At 71.5% G+C, this 20,015-nt stretch carries 20 protein-coding genes and 1 pseudogene; 9 read left to right on the forward strand and 12 right to left on the reverse strand.

Annotated features, from left to right (window positions below):
• Positions 1–156 precede the first annotated feature (156 nt).
• Positions 157–1,062 (reverse strand): Gfo/Idh/MocA family oxidoreductase, encoded by a 906-nt coding sequence (locus O7631_RS32845; protein WP_278148095.1) that lies wholly within the window; start codon positions 1,060–1,062, stop codon positions 157–159.
• 335 nt (positions 1,063–1,397) lie between these two features.
• Here O7631_RS32845 and O7631_RS32850 point away from each other — a divergent pair.
• Positions 1,398–1,825, forward strand: a pseudogene (locus tag O7631_RS32850) (hypothetical protein).
• Complete coding sequence (locus O7631_RS32855) at positions 1,818–2,234, forward strand: hypothetical protein (RefSeq protein WP_278147771.1); 417 nt, start codon at positions 1,818–1,820, stop codon at positions 2,232–2,234. Before O7631_RS32850 ends, O7631_RS32855 begins: the two are co-directional and overlap by 8 nt.
• A gap of 106 nt (positions 2,235–2,340) precedes the next feature.
• Here the strand turns inward: O7631_RS32855 and fabG are convergent, their stop codons facing one another.
• Together fabG and O7631_RS32865 are read right to left on the reverse strand one after the other, a co-directional pair.
• Positions 2,341–3,099, reverse strand: coding sequence for a 3-oxoacyl-ACP reductase FabG (fabG, locus tag O7631_RS32860; RefSeq protein WP_278147772.1), 759 nt, complete (start codon positions 3,097–3,099; stop codon positions 2,341–2,343).
• Between the two features lie 42 nt (positions 3,100–3,141).
• Positions 3,142–4,794, reverse strand: coding sequence for an alpha-amylase family protein (locus tag O7631_RS32865; protein ID WP_278147773.1), 1,653 nt, complete (start codon positions 4,792–4,794; stop codon positions 3,142–3,144).
• 57 nt (positions 4,795–4,851) lie between these two features.
• On the opposite strand from O7631_RS32865, the gene O7631_RS32870 reads away from it, so the two are divergent.
• Entirely contained in the window at positions 4,852–5,466 is a 615-nt protein-coding gene (locus tag O7631_RS32870) for a DUF1349 domain-containing protein (protein ID WP_278147774.1), read from the forward strand.
• A 59-nt stretch (positions 5,467–5,525) separates the two neighbouring features.
• Positions 5,526–6,197 (forward strand): DedA family protein, encoded by a 672-nt coding sequence (locus tag O7631_RS32875; protein WP_278147775.1) that lies wholly within the window; start codon positions 5,526–5,528, stop codon positions 6,195–6,197.
• A 51-nt stretch (positions 6,198–6,248) separates the two neighbouring features.
• On the opposite strand, the gene O7631_RS32880 is transcribed toward O7631_RS32875, so the two are convergent.
• The 3 genes from O7631_RS32880 to O7631_RS32890 all read right to left on the reverse strand — a co-directional run bounded on the left by O7631_RS32880 (position 6,249) and on the right by O7631_RS32890 (position 8,876).
• Positions 6,249–7,634 (reverse strand): cellulose binding domain-containing protein, encoded by a 1,386-nt coding sequence (locus O7631_RS32880; protein WP_278147776.1) that lies wholly within the window; start codon positions 7,632–7,634, stop codon positions 6,249–6,251.
• A gap of 104 nt (positions 7,635–7,738) precedes the next feature.
• Positions 7,739–8,482, reverse strand: coding sequence for a membrane protein insertase YidC (locus O7631_RS32885; RefSeq protein WP_278147777.1), 744 nt, complete (start codon positions 8,480–8,482; stop codon positions 7,739–7,741).
• A gap of 100 nt (positions 8,483–8,582) precedes the next feature.
• Entirely contained in the window at positions 8,583–8,876 is a 294-nt protein-coding gene (locus O7631_RS32890) for a DUF6412 domain-containing protein (protein ID WP_278147778.1), read from the reverse strand.
• A gap of 159 nt (positions 8,877–9,035) precedes the next feature.
• On the opposite strand from O7631_RS32890, the gene O7631_RS32895 reads away from it, so the two are divergent.
• The 3 genes from O7631_RS32895 to O7631_RS32905 all read left to right on the forward strand — a co-directional run bounded on the left by O7631_RS32895 (position 9,036) and on the right by O7631_RS32905 (position 12,616).
• Positions 9,036–10,172 (forward strand): glutamate--cysteine ligase, encoded by a 1,137-nt coding sequence (locus tag O7631_RS32895; RefSeq protein ID WP_278147779.1) that lies wholly within the window; start codon positions 9,036–9,038, stop codon positions 10,170–10,172.
• Between the two features lie 23 nt (positions 10,173–10,195).
• On the forward strand, positions 10,196–11,575 hold the full coding sequence (locus tag O7631_RS32900; RefSeq protein WP_278147780.1) for an FAD-dependent oxidoreductase: 1,380 nt from the start codon (positions 10,196–10,198) through the stop codon (positions 11,573–11,575).
• A 72-nt stretch (positions 11,576–11,647) separates the two neighbouring features.
• On the forward strand, positions 11,648–12,616 hold the full coding sequence (locus tag O7631_RS32905) for a LacI family DNA-binding transcriptional regulator (RefSeq protein WP_269683770.1): 969 nt from the start codon (positions 11,648–11,650) through the stop codon (positions 12,614–12,616).
• A gap of 109 nt (positions 12,617–12,725) precedes the next feature.
• On the opposite strand, the gene O7631_RS32910 is transcribed toward O7631_RS32905, so the two are convergent.
• The 3 genes from O7631_RS32910 to O7631_RS32920 form a co-directional block, all read right to left on the reverse strand.
• Positions 12,726–13,679 carry a carbohydrate kinase gene (locus tag O7631_RS32910; protein WP_278147781.1) on the reverse strand — a complete coding sequence of 318 codons (954 nt, stop codon included), beginning with the start codon at positions 13,677–13,679 and terminating at the stop codon, positions 12,726–12,728.
• Complete coding sequence (locus O7631_RS32915; protein ID WP_347403533.1) at positions 13,676–14,941, reverse strand: AGE family epimerase/isomerase; 1,266 nt, start codon at positions 14,939–14,941, stop codon at positions 13,676–13,678. Before O7631_RS32915 ends, O7631_RS32910 begins: the two co-directional genes overlap by 4 nt.
• A gap of 388 nt (positions 14,942–15,329) precedes the next feature.
• Complete coding sequence (locus O7631_RS32920; RefSeq protein ID WP_278147782.1) at positions 15,330–16,211, reverse strand: fructosamine kinase family protein; 882 nt, start codon at positions 16,209–16,211, stop codon at positions 15,330–15,332.
• 63 nt (positions 16,212–16,274) lie between these two features.
• Between O7631_RS32920 and O7631_RS32925 the strand changes: the two genes are divergently transcribed.
• Complete coding sequence (locus O7631_RS32925) at positions 16,275–17,147, forward strand: aminoglycoside phosphotransferase family protein (protein ID WP_278147783.1); 873 nt, start codon at positions 16,275–16,277, stop codon at positions 17,145–17,147.
• Positions 17,148–17,237: 90 nt separating this feature from the next.
• On the opposite strand, the gene O7631_RS32930 is transcribed toward O7631_RS32925, so the two are convergent.
• Genes O7631_RS32930 through O7631_RS32940 form a run of 3 tightly spaced genes read right to left on the reverse strand, consistent with a single transcriptional unit; the run spans position 17,238 to position 19,175 of the window.
• Entirely contained in the window at positions 17,238–18,047 is an 810-nt protein-coding gene (locus O7631_RS32930; protein WP_088987838.1) for a DNA-formamidopyrimidine glycosylase family protein, read from the reverse strand.
• 47 nt (positions 18,048–18,094) lie between these two features.
• Complete coding sequence (locus O7631_RS32935; protein WP_278147784.1) at positions 18,095–18,295, reverse strand: DUF397 domain-containing protein; 201 nt, start codon at positions 18,293–18,295, stop codon at positions 18,095–18,097.
• Positions 18,288–19,175, reverse strand: a complete 888-nt coding sequence (locus O7631_RS32940; RefSeq protein WP_278147785.1) for a helix-turn-helix transcriptional regulator — start codon at positions 19,173–19,175, stop codon at positions 18,288–18,290. Before O7631_RS32940 ends, O7631_RS32935 begins: the two co-directional genes overlap by 8 nt.
• A gap of 403 nt (positions 19,176–19,578) precedes the next feature.
• On the opposite strand from O7631_RS32940, the gene O7631_RS32945 reads away from it, so the two are divergent.
• Positions 19,579–19,842 (forward strand): hypothetical protein, encoded by a 264-nt coding sequence (locus tag O7631_RS32945; protein ID WP_278147786.1) that lies wholly within the window; start codon positions 19,579–19,581, stop codon positions 19,840–19,842.
• The last annotated feature ends 173 nt before the right edge of the window (positions 19,843–20,015 follow it).

The following is a 20,015-nucleotide window of genomic DNA, read 5'->3' on the forward strand; positions in this document are numbered from 1 at the left end:
CTGCGACAAACCGCAACCCCACCCCACCCCATTCGCACGTGATCAAGAGGTTTGCGTCATCCGCTACGGCGTGTCGTGACGCAAACCTCTTGATCACCCCGGGCAGGAGCGCGGGGCAGGAGGGCGGGGGTTGGGGTTGGGGGTTGGGGATTGAGGTTAGGCGGGGAGGGGGACGGTGCGGGATTCGGCGCGGGCGGTCTCGGCGGCGGCGATGATCTCGACGACCTCGCGGCCGAAGCGGACGTCGCAGCGGTGGTCCCGCGTACCGGCCCGCACCTGCTCGACCAGTTGGTCGATGGCGACGCCGAACGCCGTGGCGGCGTCGTTCTCGCCGAACGGGACGTTCTCGATGCCGTTCTCGCCGTAGAACACGAACTCCCTGGTCATCGACTCGGTCGGGGCGTCCAGGGAGAGCGAGGCGCTGCTCGTGGCACCGCCCTCGTGGGTGAGCAGCAGGTGCACCATGCCGCTCGGCCCGTCCATCGCCGCCACCTGGGTCACCCGACCCAGGACGGGCAGGAGGATGGACAGCGCGTGCGGGGCGATGTCCCAGAGAGCGCCGTGCTCCCGACGCCACAACGAGCCGCCGTAGGGGCTGCCGTCCTGGAAGATCGAGGCGAACGCTGTGGTCCGGCCGTGCTGCCAACCCCCGGCGGCGGCGGTGGCGGCGAGGAAAGCGGTGACGTTCGGCTGGAATCGCTGGGTGAAGAAGACGACCGAGGCGACCCCGGACTCCTCCGCGGCGGCCACCACCCGGTCGGCGTCGGCCACGCTGAGCGCCAGCGGCTTGTCCAGCAGCAGGTGCCGCCCGGCGGAGGCGGCCCGCACCGCGATGTCGGCCTGGACGTCCGGCGGCAGGGCGACGGCGACCGCCTCGCACTGCTCGATGAGCGCGTCGACGTCGGCGTATGCGGGCACCCCGTACCGCTCGGCCAGCGCGGCGGCGCGCTCCGGGTTGCGACCCCACACCCCGACCAACTCCGCGTCCGGGTGGGCGTGCAACGCCTTCCCGTGCGTCTCGATCGCCCAGTGACCGGTGCCGAACAACCCGAACCGCAGCACGTGTGCCTCCGCTTTTCCCCCCGCCGTGGCGACGCCACGGACGTGATCCACGCTAGTCGCCCCAGCGGGGGCACCGGCGGCGGGTCGACCAACCGGAGCAGCTCACGTTCGGTGTCAGACCGGACCCGACCCTGGTCCGGCCAGCCTTTGCTTTGCTTATCAATAGGCGACAGTGCCTGACGCCGGCTGTGCGTGGTGCGCGGAGGTATGCAAAGCAAAGGACCAGTCCGCCGTGCCGGCAGCAGACGGGCCACCGGCAGCCAGACGGGCCACCGGCAGCCAGACGGACGCGCGCCGAGGCGGGTTCAGCCGTTTACTACGACGGTTAGTAGGCTGTGCCGGTGACCGAGGCAACGACCGGGTGGGGCCGGTGACCAGCGTGAGCACCGACTCGCCGGTGGACGGGATCGTCGCGACGGTGTCGATCGTGCTGTCGCTGCTCGTCGCGGCGTGGGCGCTGGTCGTGGCGGTACGCCAACGACCGCCGGACCGGGCCCAGTTCGTCGGTCTGGCCGTACTCGAGGTGTCGTTGCTCGTGCTGGGCGTGCTCGCGCTCGTCGCGGTGGGCGGCGGCGATCGGCCCGGCGAGCCCGGCGCCTTCTTCGGTTACCTGGTCACGCTGGTCTGCCTGCCGCCGCTGGCCTGGGTGCTGGCCCGGATGGAGCCGACCCGATGGGGTTCGGCCATCGTGTGCGCGGTCTGCCTGGTGACCCCGGTGGTCGTGGTCCGGTTGCAGCAGACCTGGGAGGTGCTCGGTGGTTGAGACCGAAACGGCTCGGCGCCGCACGAACTCCGGCCCCGGTCGGCTGCTGATCGCGGTCTACCTGCTCTTCGCCATCGCCGCGACGAGCCGGGCCGGCTTGCAGATCGCCACCAAGTTCGACGAGGCCCCGGTGGCGTACCTGCTGTCCGCGCTGGCCGCGCTCATCTACATCGTGGCGGCGGTGGGGTTGGCCCGGGCCGGGCACACCGGCCGGCGGGTGGCGTTGGCCTGCTGCTCCGTGGAGCTGGTCGGTGTGGTCGCGGTCGGCATCCTGAGCCTGGTCGACAAGGAGCTGTTTCCGGACGAGACGGTCTGGTCGCAGTTCGGCAGCGGGTACGGCTACATCCCGCTGGTGCTGCCGGTGCTCGGCCTGATCTGGCTCTGGCGCACCCGCCGCGACGCCGCCTGACGCGGCGACAGCGCACGGCCGCCCTGACGCGGCGACACCGCACGGCCGCCTGACGCGGCGACGGGGCCACCCCTTCGCGAAGGAGCGACCCCGTCGGGAGTACGGGTCAGTCCCGGGGACCGCCGGCGACGTAGATGACCTGGCCTGAGACGAAACCGGCACCCTCGCTGGTCAGGAACGAGATGGTGTGCGCGACGTCCTCCGGGAGCCCTGGGCGGCGCACCGGGATCTCGGCCGACGCGTGCTTCTTGAAGTCCTCGAAGTCGACCTTCATGCGCGCGGCGGTGGCCGCCGTCATGTCGGTGACGATGAAGCCGGGCGCGACAGCGTTGACAGTCACCCCGAACGGTCCCAGCTCGATGGCGAGCGTCTTGGTGAAGCCCTGGAGGCCGGCCTTGGCGGCGGCGTAGTTCGCCTGGCCCCGGTTGCCCAGGGCGGAGGTGCTGGAGAGGTTGACGATCCGCCCCCACCTGCGCTCCACCATGTGCTTCTGCGCGGCCTGGCTGAACAGGAACGCGCCACGCAGGTGCACGCCCATCACGGTGTCCCAGTCGGCGTTGGTCATCTTGAAGAGCAGGTTGTCGCGCAGGACGCCGGCGTTGTTGACCAGGACGGTGGGTGCGCCCAACTCGGTGGCGATCCGTTCCACGGCCGCCTCCACCTGGTCCCGGTCGGACACGTCGGCGCCCACGCCGAGCGCCCGCCCGCCGTCGGCCGCGATGGCGTCCACCGTCTCCTTGGTGGCGGACTCCTCGATGTCGACCACGGCGACGGCCATCCCGTCAGCGGCCAACCGCCGGGCGGTGGCCGCGCCGATACCGCGCGCGGCTCCGGTGACGATGGCGACGCGGGGCTCCTCCGACATGACTACCTCCGAGTAACTTGGGGTGATCGGAGGAGCTTAGCGTCAGAACCCCCGACCCCGGCATAGGCGAATCCACCGGTATCCGTGCCCGGACACCTTCACCGCGCCGAGCTTGCCCAGCTCGCCGTAGCCACGGTCGGCGAGCACGTCGATCGGCAGGTCGGCCTCCGGTTCGAGGCTGCTCAGGTCCACCTCGACGTCATCGGTGCCCAGGTTGTGCAGGAACACCATGGTCCCGGTCGGCCCGTCCGCCCGGTGCGCGAGCACGCCGGCCGGCATCGCCACGTCGATGTGGGTGGTCGAGCCGGAGCCGATCTCGGGGGCCTCACGCAGCGTACGGATCATGCGCTCGAACCAGGCGAGCAGCGACTTCGAGTCGTTGCGCTGGGCGGTGACGTTGACATTCTGGTAACCGAACTCACCCTTGTCGATCACCGGACGGACCAGCTTCTCCGGGTCCGCGGTGGAGAAGCCGGCGTTCGGCTGGTACGACCACTGCATGGGGGTACGGATCGCCTCCCGACCGGGCAGCGACAGGTCCTCGCCCATCCCGATCTCCTCGCCGTAGCGCAACACCGGCGTGCCGCGCATCGAGAACTGCAGGGCGTACGCCAACTCCAGGTGCCGCCGGTCGTTGCCGAGCATCGGGGCGAACCGGCGACGGATGCCCCGGTCGTAGATGCGCATGTTCTCGTCCGGGCCGAACTGCGCGTACACCTGGTTGCGTTGTTCGGTGGTGAGCCGGGACAGGTCGATCTCGTCGTGGTTGCGCAGGAAGGTGGCCCACTGCCCGCCGACCGGCAGCTTCGGGGTGTCGCGCAGCGCCTCGATCAGGGACTCCGGGTCCTGTCGGGCCAGCGCGAGCATGAGCCGACCGTTGAGCATGAAGTCGAACAGCATGTGGATCCGGTTGCCGGAGCCACTGGAGTCGCCGAAGAACGTCGGTAGCTGGTCCGGCTCGACGTTCGCCTCGGCCAGCAGGACGGCGTCGCCGCGACGCCACTGCACGTGTTGGCGCATCTCGGTGAGGAACTCGAAGTCCTTCGGCGAGTTCGGGTTGCCCGGCTCGGTCAGCTCGATGATGAACGGCACCGCGTCCATCCGGAAGCCGGAGACGCCGAGCTGGAGCCAGAACGACATGATCTTCTTGACCTCGGCCCGGACCTCCGGGTTGGCGAAGTTGAGGTCCGGCTGGAACTTGTAGAAGCGGTGGTAGAACCAGGCCTTGGCGGTCCGGTCGTAGCTCCAGGTCTCGTCCTGCTCGCCGGGGAAGACCATGCCCTGGTGCCGGTCGTCCGGCTCCGTGTCGGACCAGACGTACCAGTCCCGGTACGGCGAGTCCGGCGAGGAGCGGGCGGACTGGAACCACGGGTGTTCGTCGGAGGTGTGGTTGACCACCAGGTCGATGATCACGCGGATGCCCCGGTTCTGCGCCTGGTGCAGCAGCTCGGCGAAGTCGCCCAGGGTGCCGAAGCGCGGGTCCACGTTGTAGAAGTCGGTGACGTCGTAGCCGTCGTCACGGTTGGGCGACGGGTGGATGGGGTGCAGCCACAGGCAGGTCACCCCGAGACGGGCCAGATAGTCCAGTCTCCCGATCAGCCCGCGGATGTCACCGACACCGTCGCCGTCCGAGTCGGCGTACGTGTCGATGTCGAGGCAGTAGACGACGGCTTCGGAATACCAACGGTCACCCATGCCGGAGGAACATCTCCGAACGACCAGCGCGGCAAACCCTTGGCTATCGTGCCGGTCATGGGAGACGACCTCGTGCCGCCGAGCGCACCGATGGAATGGTCCGAGGGCAGGTGGCTGCACCCGCCGGTACGCGTCGAGGAGGGTCCGGCCGGTGAGCTGGTCGTCGAACCGGCCGCCGGGAGCGACCTGTGGCGGCGGACCAGTTACGGATTCGTCCACGACGACGCTCCGGCTCTGCTGGCGCCTCTTCCGCTGGGCGAGGCCATGGAGGTGAGTTTCCGGCTCGATTTCTCGGCCCAGTTCGACCAGGCCGGCGTGCTCGTCCGGGTCGACGAACGGACCTGGACCAAGGCCGGCGTCGAGATGAGTGACGGCGAGTCGCAACTGGGCGCGGTGGTGACCCGGGAGTTCTCCGACTGGTCGGTGGCGCCGGTACCGCAGTGGTCGGGCCGGGAGGTGACGGTACGGGTCAGCCGCGCCGGCGACGCGCTGACCGTCCGGGCCCGGGCCGGTGACGAGCCGTGGCGACTGGTCCGGCTCACCCCGCTGGACCCGACGGTGGAGGCGGTCGCCGGCCCGTTCTGCTGCGCGCCGTCCCGCGCCGGCCTGACAGTGGTGTTCAGTGGTTGGCGGCGGGGGCCGGCGGACGCCGCGCTGCACCCGGAGGTGTAACGACCGCCCCCGTCGGGTATCACCACCCGATTCCCTGGAGCCGACGCGGAAGGACGACCATGGCGTACGCCCAGAGTGGCGACCCGTCCGAGTTCACCGGGCTGACCGGGTGGGTGGCCACCGTGATCGAGGCGATGGGCCCGGTCGGCGTGGCGCTGCTGGTGGCGTTGGAGAGCATCGTCCCGCCCATCCCCAGCGAGATCGTGTTGGCGATGGCCGGCTTCCTGGCTCACGAGGGCCGGTTCAACCTGGTGGTCGTGGTGGTGGCCGCGACTGTCGGTTCCCTCATCGGTGCACTGGTGCTCTACTGGCTCGGCGCGGCGCTCGGCGAGGATCGACTCAAGCGCTGGCTGGACCGCATCCCGCTGGTGGACAGCGACGACCTGGAGAGGGCCGACCGCTGGTTCGAGCGGCACGGCCGGTGGGCGGTGTTGATCGGCCGGGTGGTGCCGGTGGTCCGCAGCCTGGTCTCCGTGCCGGCCGGCGCCAACCGGATGCCGCTGGGCGAGTTCATCCTGTTCACCACGATCGGCAGTGGGGTGTGGAACGGCCTCGTCGTGGGGGCCGGCTACGCGCTGGGCAGCCGGTGGCAGGACGTCGAGCGCTACAGCGACTGGTTCAACTACGCGATCGTCGCGGTCTTCGTGATGCTGGTGGCCGCCTGGGTCATCCGCAAGATCCGGCGACGCCGGGAACGCGACGACCGGCGGTCGGTGACCGCCGGTCGCTGATCCGCGCTACCGGTTACCGCCGGCACCTTGCACGGACGCCAGCCGGGACTGTCAGGGCAGGGTGTCCAGGTGCGGGGCCACCGTGCGGGCGAAGGTGTTGCCGTTGCTGACGTCCCAGTTCACCGACCAGGTCATCGCGCCCCGGATGCCGGGGTAGGTGCGCGGCGGGCGGAAGCTGCCGCAGTTGGTGCCCCGAGCCAGGCAGTCCAGTGCCGCGTTGACCACGCTGGGCGCGACGATGCCACCACCGGCCGCCCCCGGTCCGGCGGGCAGGCCGAGGCCGACCTGGTCGGGTCGGAGCCCGGCTTCCAGTTGGATGCAGGCCAGCGCGACGATGAAGTTCACGGTGCCCTGGCCGTACGCGGCGTTCTGGTCGCAGCCGAGCATCGCACCGGAGTTGTAGAACTGGGTGTTGACGACGGTGAGGATGTCCTTGATGTCGAGCGCCAGCTTGAAGTAGCCGCCGGCCGGGTTCTGCATGTCGATCGTCTGCGGCGCCATCGCGATGATCAGGCTCGACCCGATCTTGGCTCGCAGCGCGCGGAGCGCCTGCGCCATGTAGGTCGGGTTGAGGCCGTTCTCCAGGTCGATGTCGATGCCGTCGAAGCCGTAGCGGGCGATCAGCGCGGCGGCCGTGTCGGCGAACACGGTGGCCGACGCGGCGTCGTTGACGGTGACCCGGCCGGTCTCGCCGCCGACCGAGAGGATCACCTTCTTGCCCCGGCTGTGCAGGGTGCGTACGTCGTTGGTGAAGTCCGCGTCGGTGTAACCGCCGAGCGACGCGGCGAGCCCGGGGTCGATGCCGAAGGTGAGCGCGCCGGGTGTCGACGTGGCCTCGGCGAAGGCGACTGCCACCAGGTCGTACTCGGTGGGGACGTCGCGCAGCCGTAGCTCGACGGCCGGGTTGTCGAAGTTGTGCCAGTAGCCGGTGAGCAGGTGCCTGGGCAGGTCACCGGTGGGCGGGTCCGTCGGTGGCGGCGTGGTGGGCGGTGGGGTCGTCGGCGGCGGCGTGGTGGGCGGTGGCGTGGTGGGCGGGGTGCCGCCGCCGCACGACGCGCCGTTGAGCTGGCAGCCGCTGGGCGAGCCGGAGCCGCTGCCCAGGAAGCCGAAGGAGACCGAGGCGCCCGGGGCGATGGCGCCGTTCCAGGACCTGTTGGTGAAGGTGTGCCGTTGGCCGGCGGAGGTGAGCAGCGCGTCCCAGTAGCTGCCGAGGGTGGTGCCCGACGGCAGGTCGAAGGCGAGGCTCCAGCCGTTGATGGTCGAGGTGCCACCGTTGGTGATGGTGTACTTCCCCTCCCAACCGGAGCCCCAGTCGGCGGTCTTGACGAAGCTGGCGGTGGCCTCGGCGGCGTACGCGGGCAGCGCCACCCAGGCCGCGCCGACCGTGGCGGCGAGCGCGGTGACCAGGGACAGGACGAGTGATCTGGAGCGTTTCATGCGGCCCTCCGCGCCCGGCTCGGGCATCCATGGACGTCGACGTTTCGCTTATTATTAAGACAGTTAACTGTTTCTGTCCAGCTGTCGGCGCGGAGGGCACCGATCTACTCGGCGTTCGCCGGCACCGCCTGCGGCCGACGGAGCACCGCCTGCTCGGCCGCCGACCACACACTCGTGGTCACCAGGTAGATCACTGCGGCGAGCGGCAGCACCAGCGCCACCAGCACAGTCGTGAACGGCAGCAGGGGCAGCAGCCGCCCGAGCACGGCCGCCCCCGGCCCCTCGGTGGGCGCACCGGCCACCGTGCCGACCGCCGCCGACGCCCGACGGGCCCGCCGCGACGACCACCAGGCCACCGCCACCAACACCGCCAGCAACACGGCGAAGAGCGGACCCGCCGCCCCGGTCAGTCCGTCGGTGAGGTGGTGGCCCAGGGGCACTCCCGCCAGGCGCTCCTCCAGCAGCCCGGTGCCACCCTCGCTGGTGGTGAACAGCCGGTACAGGACCAGCAGGAACGGTGCCTGGAGCAGCAACGGCAGGCAGCCGGCGATCGGGTTCGCCCCAGCCTCCCGGTACAACGCGAACACCTCACGCTGGAGTGTGGCCGGGTCGTCGGCGTACCGCCGCTGGAGATCACGCACCTGCGGGGCGAGGGCCGCGCGGCGTCGCTCCCCGCGGACCTGCACCACGGTGAGGGGCGAGATCAGCAGGCGGATGGCGATGGTGAAGAGCACGATGGCGGCGGCGGTCGCCATGCCGCCGGCCAGCGGTTCGAGCAGATCGGTGAGCCAGGACAACGCGGTGCCGGCAGCGCCGACAGCGCCGTGCAGTGGTGCGAAGGCAAGCATGGGAAACCCCTCGGTCCGATTCCGGTGAGGTCCTCCCCGGGCGGCGTCCGCACAGCGGGGGGACCGGTGACGGCGGGATCGGCCGCGCGGCGGCGTGGCGCTACGCGGCCGAGGGGTGCCCGGGAGCGCGGGGACGGGGTCGACCGGCGGCGTCCGGGTCGATCTGCCGGGGCATCCGTCGACCACGGGAACGGGCCCGCAGGCCGGCCCAACGAGGTCCGCCGCCGGGTGCGCCCGAGCGGTCGCGTACCCGTGCCGCCAGCATCACGGCGAGCAGCACCAGCGCGGTCAGCGCGGCGCCCGCGAGCAGGTCGACGGGCCGGTCCGCGAGCACTGTGAGCTGGGCGAACGCGTACGCCCACGCGAACCCGAGGAATCCCAGCGGCACCGGCACGGGCTCAGCATAGGACGCCGTGTCACGTCGTCCGTCCGGATCGCCGGCACGCGGGGTAAGAGGTCGCGCCGCCACGTTTCCCGGCATCGCCACGTTGGGTAACCAAGCGACGGACCGACGCGGACGGACCGCGAACGGTAGGAACGGACGGTGGTGTCGATGACCGGGCAGGTGGCGGAGGCGCCCAGCGGAACGGCTGCGGCGACCGGATTGCTCACCGTGGGCGTCGAGGAGGAATTCCTGCTCGTCGACCCCCACACCGGGGCTGCGGTCCCGGCCGTCGACCTGGTCATGGAGCAGGTGCCGGCGGAGTTGCGCGGGCAGGTCGAGCGGGAGTTCCAGACCAGTCAGATCGAGATCGGCAGCCCACCCGGTGTGGAGCTCTCCTCGATCCGGCACTCCCTCGGCGTGCTGCGTCGGGCGCTCGCCGACGCCGCCGAGCGGGCCGGCGTACGCCTGCTCGCCATCGGCACCGGTCCGGTGGACGGCCCGGTGCCGCCGGTGGTGGACAAGCCCCGGTTCGACCGGATGATCGAGCGGTTCCAGCTGCTCGTCCCCGGCCCCGGCAACAACGGCATGCACGTGCACGTGGGCGTGCCCGACCCGGAGACCGGCGTCCAGGTGCTCAACCACGTGCGGCCGTGGCTGCCGCTGCTGCACGCGGTGACCACCAACTCGCCGTTCGCCCGGGGGGCGGACACCGGCTACGCCAGTTGGCGGTCGGTGGAGTGGGAGCGCTGGCCCTCGGTGGCCCCGACGCCGTGGCTGGAGTCGCACGAGCACTACCAGCGGTTGATCCGCCAGTTGATCTCCAGCGGGGTGATGCTCGACGAGGGGATGCTCTACTGGTACGCCCGCCTGTCGGCGAAGTACCCGACGGTGGAGCTGCGGATCGGAGACGTCTGCCCGTCGGTGGACGACGCGGTGCTGGTCGCCGCGCTGGTCCGGGCCCTGGTGTCCACCGCCATGTCGGATGTCGAGGCCGGCCGACCGGCCTTGCGGACCGACCACCACCTGCTGGTCGGTGCGCACTGGCGGGCCGCCCACGACGGCCTGGAGGGCGAGGCCGTCGACGTCACCACCGGTGAGCTGGCCTCCGCCTGGGAGCTGTTGGACCGGTTCGTGGAGCGGATGCGGCCGGCGCTGGAGCAGCACGGCGACTGGGCCGAGGTGACCGACCTGCTGGGTGGGTTGCGCCGGCACGGCAGCGGGGCGGCGCGGCAACGCGCGGTGTACGCGCGCACCGGCCGACTCACCGACGTGGTGCAGGACGTCGCGCGACAGACCCGCGGCTGAACACCTCGTGACAGGATGATCCCGTGGCGCAACGGTTGATCGTCATCGGCGGGGACGCCGCCGGCATGTCGGCGGCGTCCCAGGCCCGTCGCCGCCGTGGCCGTGACGACCTGGAGATCACGGTCTTCGAACGCGGCCACTTCACGTCCTACTCGGCGTGCGGCATCCCGTACTGGATCAGCGGCCTGGTGTCCGGCCCGGAGGCGCTGATCGCCCGGGATCCGCAGACGTTCCGCACCGAATACGCGATGGACGTACGGATGCGGCACGAGGTCACGACCATCGACCTGGAACGCCGGGAGGTGGTGGCCCAGGACCTGGAGGGCGGCGGCGAGGTCCGCGAGCGCTTCGACGAGCTGATGTACGCCACCGGCGCGGTGCCGGTGAAGCCACCGTGGGCGGCCACCGACGCGGGTGGCGTGTTCGGCATGCAGACCCTGGACGACGGGGCGGCGCTGCGCGAGTGGCTGGACGCCGAGCCGCGACCACGCCGGGCCGTGGTGGTCGGCGGCGGCTACATCGGCGTCGAGATCGCCGAGGCCCTGATCCAGCGCGGCCTCTCGGTGACCCTGGTCGAGGCGGGCGCCCAGCCCATGTCGACGGTGGATCCCGACATGGGCGAGCTGGTGGCCGAGGCCATGCGCGGCCTCGGCATCACGATCCGCGCCGGCCTGCCGGTGACCGGCCTGGAAGAGCGGGACGGCCGGGTGTCCGCGGTGGTCACGGCCGAGGGGCCGATGCCCACCGACGTCGTGGTCCTGGGCCTGGGTGTACGCCCCAACTCCGCGCTCGCCGCTGCTGCCGGGCTGCCGATCGGCACGACCGGTGGGGTCCAGGTGGACCGCCGGATGCGGGTGCTGGGGATGCCCGGCATCTGGGCGGCCGGCGACTGTGTGGAGACGCTGCACCGGGTCAGCGGGATGCCCGTGCACGTGCCGCTGGGCACGCACGCCAACAAGCAGGGCCGGGTGGCGGGGATCAACATCGGCGGCGGGTACGCCACCTTCGCCGGGGTGATCGGCACGGCGGTGACCAAGGTCTGTGACCTGGAGGTGGGCCGGACGGGCCTGCGCGAGGGCGAGGCCGAGGCGGCCGGCTTCGACTTCATCTCGGTGATCGCCGAGTCGACCAACCGGGCCGGCTACTACCCGGGCGCCCGCCCGATGACGGTGAAGCTGATCGCCGAACGTCCCAACGGTCGGCTGCTCGGCGCGCAGATCGTCGGCTGGTCGGAGGCGGCGAAACGGATCGACGCACTTGCCGTCGCACTGTGGAACGGCATGACGGTGGACGATATGACGGCACTGGACCTGGGCTACGCTCCGCCGTACGCGCCGGTGTGGGATCCGGTGCTCATCGCCGCCCGAAAAGCTGTCGATGCGCTCTCCGCGCTCGACCGCTGACCCGCGTTCGCCGTGGAGGACCACCCCGTGACCCAGACCCCGACCCGGCCGACGGTGCGCCGACGCCCGACGATGGTCGACGTGGCCCGACGTGCCGACGTCAGCCTGAAGACGGTCTCCCGTGTGGTCAACGACGAGCCGGTGGGGCAGGAACTGGTCAGCCGGGTGCTGGCCGCCATCGCCGAGCTGGGCTTCCGGCGCAACGACATCGCGCGCAACCTGCGCTCCCGGCAGCTCAACGCCACTGTCGGGTTGCTCATCGAGGAGATCGCCAACCCGTTCTACGCGACCATCGCCAGCGTCGCCGCCGAGATCGCCGCCGCCCACGGCACCATGCTGATCACCGCCTCGTCCGAGGAGGACCCGGAGCGGGAACGCGCCCTGCTCCAGGACTTCACCCAACGCCGGGTGGACGGGCTCCTGGTGGTGCCGGCGGGCCTGGACCATTCGTTCCTGCGTCGCGAGGTCGAGCTGGGGATGCCCGTCGTGTTCCTGGACCGGCCGCCGCAGGGGCTACAGGCCGACGCGGTGCTGTTGGACAACCGGGGCGGCAGCCACGCCGGGGTGGGCGCGCTGCTCGACGAGGGGCACCGCCGGGTGGGCCTCCTGCTGGGTGCGCCGAGCGTGCCCACGATGCGCGAGCGGTTGGCCGGGGCGCGGGCGGCGTTGGACGCCGCCGGGGTCGAGCCGGACGAGTCGCTGGTCCGCGAGAGGCTGATCGCGCCGGAGGAGGCCGGCCGGGCGGTCGGCGAACTGCTCGACCTGGCGGATCCACCCACCGCGTTCTTCTGCGCCAACAACCGGCTCACGGTGGGTGCGCTTCAGGAGCTGCACCGGCGGGGCAACGACGCGGCGCTGGTCGGCTTCGACGACTTCGAGCTGGCCCACCTGATGCCCCGGCCGCTGACCGTCGTCGCGTACGACACCCGGGAGCTGGCCCGGGTCGCCACCGAGCGGCTGTTCGGCCGGATAGCCGGCGACGATTCGCCGCCCGCCACCACAGTCCTCCCCACCCACCTGCGACCCCGAGGCCTGGCCTAACCAACCGCGTCCCCGCCCCCTCTTCGGTCGATCATGGAGTTGTGGTGGTCGTTTAACGGTGATCCGCGGCAGATGCGGGGCACCACAACTCCATGATCGACCGGGTTCGTCAGGTCTGCGGGGTCAGCAGGGCGTTGAGCTCGTCGCGGCGGGGCGGGTCGGCACCTCGGCGACCGCAGGTCAGCGCGGCCACCGTGGCAGCCTGCCGGAGCACCGCGTCCCACTGCTGCTCGGTCACCGCGGCGAGGCGGTCGGCCGGTCGGTCCCCGAGCGCGTCGAGGTCGGCCAGCGCGGCGAGCAGGCCACCGGTGAACGAGTCGCCGGCGCCGACGGTGTCGACGACCGTGGTGCGTACCGCCGTCGCCTCGTGCAGGGTGCCGTTCGGGGCCAGCAGCCAGGCGCCCTCACCACCCCGGGTCACCACCGCGCAGGACACCCCGACCTCACGCCACTCGGCCATCACGTCGGCCACCGACCGGTCCGGGTACAGCCAGGCCAGGTCCTCGTCACTCGCCTTGACCAGGTGCGCGAGGGGCACCTGCCGGCGTACCCGGGCCTGCTCCGCCTCCCGGTCGGTGACGATGCTCGGCCGCAGGTTGAGGTCGATCGAGAGGGTGAGACCGTCCCGGCGGCGTTCGCGGGCGAGCAGGTCCTCCAACACCTGCGCGCCGGGGGCCAGCGCGAGCGCGAGCGACCCCGTGTGGAACGCGACAGCCGACGACCCGGCCAGCTCGGGCAGCTCCTGCGGCGCCCACTGCCAGTCCGCCGCGCCGGCCAGCCGGAACTCGTAGCTGGCCTGCCCGGTGGCGTTCAACGTGGCCACCGCCACCGAGGTGGGCTCCTCGGCGCGGACCGCCCACTCCAGGTCGACCTGGTTGGTCCTCAGGTGCTCGGCGACCTGCCGGCCGTAGTCGTCGGTGCCGAGCCGGGCCAGCAGTCGTACCGGCTGGTCGAGCCGGGCCAGGGTGACCGCCACGTTCGCCGGGGAGCCTCCCGGCACGGCCCGTTCTCCGTCGGGGGTGACCACCAGGTCGATCAACGCCTCGCCCGCGACCACGATCACGCGGTCACCTCGCCCGGTGCGAGCGGGCCGGCGCCGCCGAGCCCTTCCGCCGAACGGGACAGCAGCACCGCCTGGTACGCGTGGTAGACGTCCGGTCGGCCGTGCCAGACCGTGTCGGAGGGCAGGTTCTGCGTGTCCAGCTCGTGCCGCCATCCGGTGCCGTCGATGAGGTTGCGCCGGGCGTACGCCCAGAAGACCCGGTACCAGTCGGCGTAGACCTCGTCCCCGGTGCGTCGGTGCAGGGTGATGGCCGCACCGACCGCCTCGGCGAGCACCCAGTGCATGCGGGAGCGGACCACCGGCCGGTCGTCCCAGTCGATCGTGTAGACGAAGCCGTCGGCCCCGTCGACCGCCCATCCACGCCGTACGGACGCGGCGAACAGGGCGCGGGCGTCGCTGAGCAGCCAGCGTGGTGGCTGCGGAAGGACAGCCTCCAGCTCCAGCAGCAGGCGGGCCCATTCGAGCCAGTGGCCGATGGTGGAGCCGTACGGGCGGAACGGGTCGGCGGGCTGGTCGGAGTTGTAGTCGGGCAGCGGTGTCCAGTCGGCGGTGAAGTGCTCGGGGAGCCGCCAGTCGTGCCGCGCGGCCTCACCGTGCACCAGGTGGGTGGCGATCCGCAGCGCCCGGTCGGCCCAGCTCGCGTCGCCGGTCGCGGCGGTGGCCGCGAGGAACGCCTCGACCATGTGCATGCTGCTGTTGGCGCCCCGGTAGTCCTCGGTGACGGTCCAGTCCCGGTTCCACGACTCGCGGACCGCACCGACCTCGTCGTCCCAGAACCGGTCCCGCACCACTGCCAGCGCGTCGGCGAGCAACTGCTCCGCGCCGGGTCGGCCGGCGCGGGCGGCGCTGGACGCGGCGAGCACCACGAACGCGTGGTCGTAGCCGGCCTTCCGGTCGTCGACGGGTGCGCCCTGCTGGTCGACAGCGCTGAACCAGCCGCCGTACCGGTCGTCGCGCAGCAGTGTGCTGAGCGCGGCGACACCGTGGTCGACGAGGGCGGCGGCGTCCGGGTCGCCGGCGCGGTGGGCGAGGGCGGCCACGTGGGTCATCCGGCAGGTGATCCAGGTGAACACCGGTTCGCCCCGGTCCGGAGTGCGGTCGTCGGTGAGCCACCAGAAGCCGCCCTCGGGCCGGACCGACCGGCCGGCGGTGTCGAGCAGTGTGCGGGTCTGGTCGGCGAGGAACTCGTCCAGGTCGGGCAGTTCGGGTGACCCGGCGGGGGCGGGGGTCGGGGCGGCGTCGGATCGGGGCAGGTCGGTCATCTCAGCTGGTCACCGTCGGGTAGGGAAGGGACATACGGCCAGGATCGGCGGGCGGACCGGGTCCGCGCCGGGAAACCGTCAACAGGACACCACGAACCGGCTGGCCGTACCGGTTGCGCAGGCGGAAGGACCATCCGTACGATTCCTCCCCCTCTGTCCGTTGACATCGTTGTCACTCTGCAACCCTGCTCCGGCGGCAGGTCAACTGTCAATTCCGGTTGCGTCACACCGCGTCGGGCAGCCGTGTCCGCGCCGGGCCGGGCATCCGTGTCCGCGCCGGGCCGGGCATCCGTGTCCGCGCCGGGCCGGCCAGCCGTGTCCGCGCCGGGCGGGTCGCCGGCGTCCTCGACGGCGGGACGGTGAGCCACCCCGACCGCCCGTACTCCGGTCAGGGTCGCGTCCGGAAGGGGGCGAGCGTGGCGCGGATCTGGTCGGCCGCGCCCCAGTCGTCGTCGAACTGGGCCAGCACGGCGAGGTGTTGTCGCAGTTGGACGATCGGCATTCGGGCCCGCCAGTCGCCATCGAGGGAGGTCAGCTCCGCGTAGACCGCGAAGAACCGTTGCGCCTCTGGCGGGGGCGCTGTCGACCACACGTGGGCGAGGTCCACCTCGGCCCACAGGTAGGACACCGCCGGGTCGATCAACGCGGGCTGCCCGTCCGCAGTGGACAGGACGTTCTGTGCCCAGAGGTCGCCGTGCGTCAGGCATGCCGGCCGGTCCGGCAGCAGGTCGGGCAGCCGGTGGCAGAGCCGCTCCAGCGCGAGGCGATCGTCCCGGTCGAGCGCCGCCTCGACGCGGGGCTCCCCCAGCCATCGGAGCAGCCGGTGCTGGGCGAAGAACGTGAAGCCGTCGTCGTGCCACCCGTTGGTCTGCCGGCGGCGGCCCAGCCAGTTGTCCCGGTGCCAACCGAAGCGCGGATGCGTCGTGCTCAGGTGCAGGTGGGCGAGCATGTGCGCGAACCGCTCCCAGAAGGCCTCCGTGCGCGGTCTCGGTCGCAGCACCGACAACACGAGCAGCTCCCGGTCCGCCAGGATCACCTCGGGTGTCACCACGCCGCCCAGCTCACGCAGCGCGGCCAGCCCTTCGGCCTCCGCCACGAAGACGTCGTCGTCCGGAGCTTCGGCGAAGGCCTTCACGAACACCGACGGGGCCTCCCGGCGGGTCGCTATGCCAGCGAGCGCCGCGAGCCCACCCGTGGCGGGCTCGACCGTGACGACATCGCGCATCCCGGCTTGCGCCAGTCGGTCCAGCAGGAACGACGCTGATCGCATCAGCACAGGATCCTTCATGTCCGGGGGCATGTTCAAGATCCGACCGCCAGGCAGGATGGCGGCATGATGCTGCCCGAAGGACTCGACTGGGTACGCGGAACGGCGACCGGCCGGAGTTGGCTGGCCACCCTCCCGACGTGGCTGGCGGAGTGCGCCGAGCAGTGGTCGCTGCGCCTCGGCCCACCGTTCCGGCAGGCGTACGCCTCACTGGCGCTCCCCGCCGATCTGCCCGACGGCACGGCGGCCGTGCTCAAGCTCCAGTACCCCGACGAGGACAGCCGCCACGAGGCCGACGCGCTGACCCACTGGGACGGTGACGGGGCGATCCGTCTGCTCGCCCACGACCCGGAGCGACGCGCCCTGCTAGTGGAGCGCTGCCGACCCGGCACTCCGTTGTACGAACTGCCGGGCGACCGGGCACTGGACGCGATGACCGGGCTGCTGCCCCGGCTCTGGCGACCGGCCGGCGGGCCGTTCACCCCGCTCGCCGAGGAGGCCGCCGGCTGGATCGACCGGATGCCCCGCAGGTGGGCGGCGCACGGCCGCCCGTACGAGCGACGGCTGTTGGACGCCGCCCTCGCCCTGCTCACCGACCTGGTGTCGAGCCAGGGCGAGCAGGTGCTGGTCAACCAGGACCTGCACGCCGGCAACGTCCTCGCCGCCGACCGCGAACCCTGGCTGGTGATCGACCCGAAGCCGCTGACCGGCGAGCGCGAGTTTTCGGTAGTACCGCTGGTGCGTGGTCCGGAACTCGGCCACTCACCGGGGGCAGTCCGGCGCCGGTTGGACCGGCTGACCGCCGAGCTGAACCTGGACCGGGAGCGGGTCCGGGGCTGGACCATCGGGCACACGCTGGCCTGGAGCCTAACCGACGACAGCGTCTTCCCGCACCAGATCGAGGTGGTCCGCTGGCTGCTCGACGGGTGGCGGAGCTGACCATGATCGACGCCATATCGGTGAGGTGGTGTCATCCTGCGTCGACGACACCGCCCTATCGCCGACCTGGCGTCGATCACCCGCGCAGGATCAGCCCGGCTGGCAGGTACGACACCAGTAGAGGTTGCGGCCGGCCAGCTCGCCGCGGCTGACCTCGGTGCCGCAGACGTGGCAGGGCGCGCCGGGGCGGCGGTAGACGTACACCTCACCGCCGTGCCGATCCACCCGCGCCGGCCGGCCCATCGCCTCCGGCAGGTGCACGTCGCGCACGGTGTCGATCCGGCCGTGCGCGACCGCGAGCCGCATCAGCCCGACCAGGTCCGCCCAGAGCGCGTCCCAGTCGGCGCGGCTCAGTGCTCGGCCGGGCATCCTCGGTGGCAGCCCGGCCCGGAACAGCGCCTCGGTCACGAAGATGAGCCCGGTGCCGGCCACCACCGACTGATCCAACAGCAGGGCGGCCAGCGGCGTCGGGCTGCGGGAGATCCGGGTGTACGCCCGCTCGGGGTCGGCGTCGCCGCGCAGCGGGTCCGGCCCGAGGCGGTCCCGCAGGGCGGCCACCTCGGGTGGGGTGAGCAGGTCGCAGGCGGTGGGCCCGCGCAGGTCCAGCCAGTGCCGGTCGCTGGCCAGCCGCAGCCGCACCTGACCGACCGGCTCGGGCGGCTCTCCCGGCCCGTCGCTGAACTTGCCGTACAACCCGAGGTGTACGTGCAGCGTCAGCTCGCCGGCGTAGTGGTGCAGCAGGTGCTTGCCGTACGCCTCGGTGCCCTCCAGAACGGTCCCGGAGAGCCGGGCCGCACCCTCGGCGAAGCGGCCCTGTGGGCTGGCGGCGTGCAGCTTGTCCCCGGCGAACAGCTCGGCGTGCCGGGCCGCAAGGCGGTGGATCGTGTGTCCCTCTGGCACGGGTACCAAGGATAGCCAGCCGCCCCGAGGCGCAGAGGGCGGCGCGGTCAGCGCTGGCGTTGCTCCTTCACGCCGTCGACGAACGCGGCCCAGGTGGCGGTGGCGAAGACCAGCGCGGCCCCGGTCGGGTCCTTGCTGTCCCGTACGCCCACGACGCCGGGCAGGTTGTCGGCCACCTCGACGCAGTCACCGCCACTCCCGCCGCTGCGGGTGCTCTTGCGCCAGGTGGCACCGGCAAGGTCAGTCATGATGCTCCTCGATGATCGAAGTGATCATTTTCTCTGATTCTGCCTCACCTGACGCGAGCGTCTCCAGGTCCGACCAGACATGTTCGAAGGCGGCGACCTCGGTCGGCTTGTCCAGGTACAGCGCGCCGGTGATGTTCTCCAGGTAGACGGTGGTCGGCTCGGTCGACGCCCGGCCGAACGCCTGCGGGAAGTCCAGCAGGACGAAGGTGCCGGTCTCGCTGGCCAGCGGCGGACCGGCGGCCAGCGGCAGCACCCGCAGACTCACCGTCGGCAGCGCGGCCACGTCCAGCAGGTGTCGCAACTGCTGGGTCATCGCCCGACGGTCGGGGATGGTGCGCCGCAGCACGGCCTCGCTCAGGACGACCCGCAGGGTGGGCGCGGTGGGCAGCCGGCGGACGAGGATGCCCTGCCGCTGCAACCGCACCTCCACCAACTTCTCCCGCTCCTCGGCGGTCATCGTCGGATTCTTCCGGCGGAAAAGTTCGGCGGCGTACTCGCGGGTTTGCAGAAGGCCGGGGATCAGCTCCGAATCGTATCGGCGAATCAGCGCGGCGGACGATTCCAGGCCGACGTAGAGCGAGAACCACGACGGCACCACATCGCCGTACGAGTGCCACCAACCTTTGGCACGGGTCTCCTTCGCGAGGCCAGCGACAATCTCCCCCATCGCGGCCGGCACGCGATAGAGGGCACACATCGCGCGGGCGTCCACCACCCGCACCGGAACCAGCCCCTTCTCGATGCGCCAGACCTTCTGCCGCGAGCAGTCCAGTGCCTCCGCTGCGGCGTCCAGCGTCACCGAGGCTTCCTCACGGAGCTGCGTGAGCAGCCTCCCTAGCTGTCGTCGAGGGACTGTCGACCCGCTTGTTTCATCCGTCATGCAACATCACCGCCCTCCTCGTGCAACACGGAATGTTTCACCACGCGCGCATTTCCATTGCATTCCTCGTGCGTCATTCCGGGCTGAGGTTAGGGCGGGTCAGGAGATTGCACAAGGTGGCCAGCGTGGAACAGGCTGTCACGTGTCAGGGGAGCCCAGAAGTGACGTCGACAATGGCGTCGGCAATAGCGCGCCCGCAGCACGGCACGCGCTATTCCTCGGGAGGAACACCACGAATGCGCGTGTCGTACAACGAATACCTCTTGGTCACCGCGCTGACCCTCGCCCGTCGACACCGGCCGGTGTGGAGTTGGGCGCGCTGGCGCACTGTGTGCCGGTGCGGCGCGGAACTGCCCTGCCGGGCCCGCCACCGCCTTCCGATCAGCCGTGGGCACTGGCCCACATGACCGACCTCAAGCCCGGCGACCTGCTGCTGATCGGCGCGGCGTGCTCGGTGCAGTTCGCCGACGACCGGGAGCTGCGTCTCCGCCTGGTGAGCGTCGATCCGCGGCCGACGTACCAGGGATGGGTCTGGCTGACCGGCTACGTGCTGAACGACAAGGGCCTGGCCGTGGACAAGCGCGAGGTGTTCGTGCAACAGGCCGGGCTGCGGGTGCTGCGCGCCGCGCCCGTACCCCTGCCCGCGCGGAGACGGTCGGCCCGTTGATCGACAGGTGTCCTTTGATCGACTCGTGTTCACGGAAGTCGGGCTGTACGAGCGAGCCGACGCCCCGATCTCCGCGCAAGCCGAGTCGATCAGGGCCGGTCCGGGCGGCCGTACCCGGAAATGGTGTCAGGAAACGTGCAGCGGGGTAGTTCAGGGGTCGTACCGCGTGGGTG

The sequence above is a fragment of the Micromonospora sp. WMMD967 genome (assembly GCF_029626165.1).
GTDB lineage: Bacteria > Actinomycetota > Actinomycetes > Mycobacteriales > Micromonosporaceae > Micromonospora > Micromonospora taraxaci.

Bases quoted from the DNA above. Each gene is read 5' to 3' on its own strand.
- O7631_RS32920 (WP_278147782.1), bottom strand. From the start codon at position 16,211: ATGCGATCAGCGTCGTTCCTGCTGGACCGACTGGCGCAAGCCGGGATG.
- O7631_RS32935 (WP_278147784.1), bottom strand. From the start codon at position 18,295: ATGACTGACCTTGCCGGTGCCACCTGGCGCAAGAGCACCCGCAGCGGC.
- O7631_RS32875 (WP_278147775.1), top strand. From the start codon at position 5,526: ATGGCGTACGCCCAGAGTGGCGACCCGTCCGAGTTCACCGGGCTGACC.
- O7631_RS32880 (WP_278147776.1), bottom strand. From the start codon at position 7,634: ATGAAACGCTCCAGATCACTCGTCCTGTCCCTGGTCACCGCGCTCGCC.
- O7631_RS32870 (WP_278147774.1), top strand. From the start codon at position 4,852: ATGGGAGACGACCTCGTGCCGCCGAGCGCACCGATGGAATGGTCCGAG.
- O7631_RS32925 (WP_278147783.1), top strand. From the start codon at position 16,275: ATGATGCTGCCCGAAGGACTCGACTGGGTACGCGGAACGGCGACCGGC.
- O7631_RS32945 (WP_278147786.1), top strand. From the start codon at position 19,579: ATGACCGACCTCAAGCCCGGCGACCTGCTGCTGATCGGCGCGGCGTGC.
- O7631_RS32915 (WP_347403533.1), bottom strand. From the start codon at position 14,941: ATGACCGACCTGCCCCGATCCGACGCCGCCCCGACCCCCGCCCCCGCC.
- O7631_RS32895 (WP_278147779.1), top strand. From the start codon at position 9,036: ATGACCGGGCAGGTGGCGGAGGCGCCCAGCGGAACGGCTGCGGCGACC.
- O7631_RS32885 (WP_278147777.1), bottom strand. From the start codon at position 8,482: ATGCTTGCCTTCGCACCACTGCACGGCGCTGTCGGCGCTGCCGGCACC.
- O7631_RS32865 (WP_278147773.1), bottom strand. From the start codon at position 4,794: ATGGGTGACCGTTGGTATTCCGAAGCCGTCGTCTACTGCCTCGACATC.
- O7631_RS32940 (WP_278147785.1), bottom strand. From the start codon at position 19,175: ATGACGGATGAAACAAGCGGGTCGACAGTCCCTCGACGACAGCTAGGG.
- fabG (WP_278147772.1), bottom strand. From the start codon at position 3,099: ATGTCGGAGGAGCCCCGCGTCGCCATCGTCACCGGAGCCGCGCGCGGT.
- O7631_RS32905 (WP_269683770.1), top strand. From the start codon at position 11,648: ATGGTCGACGTGGCCCGACGTGCCGACGTCAGCCTGAAGACGGTCTCC.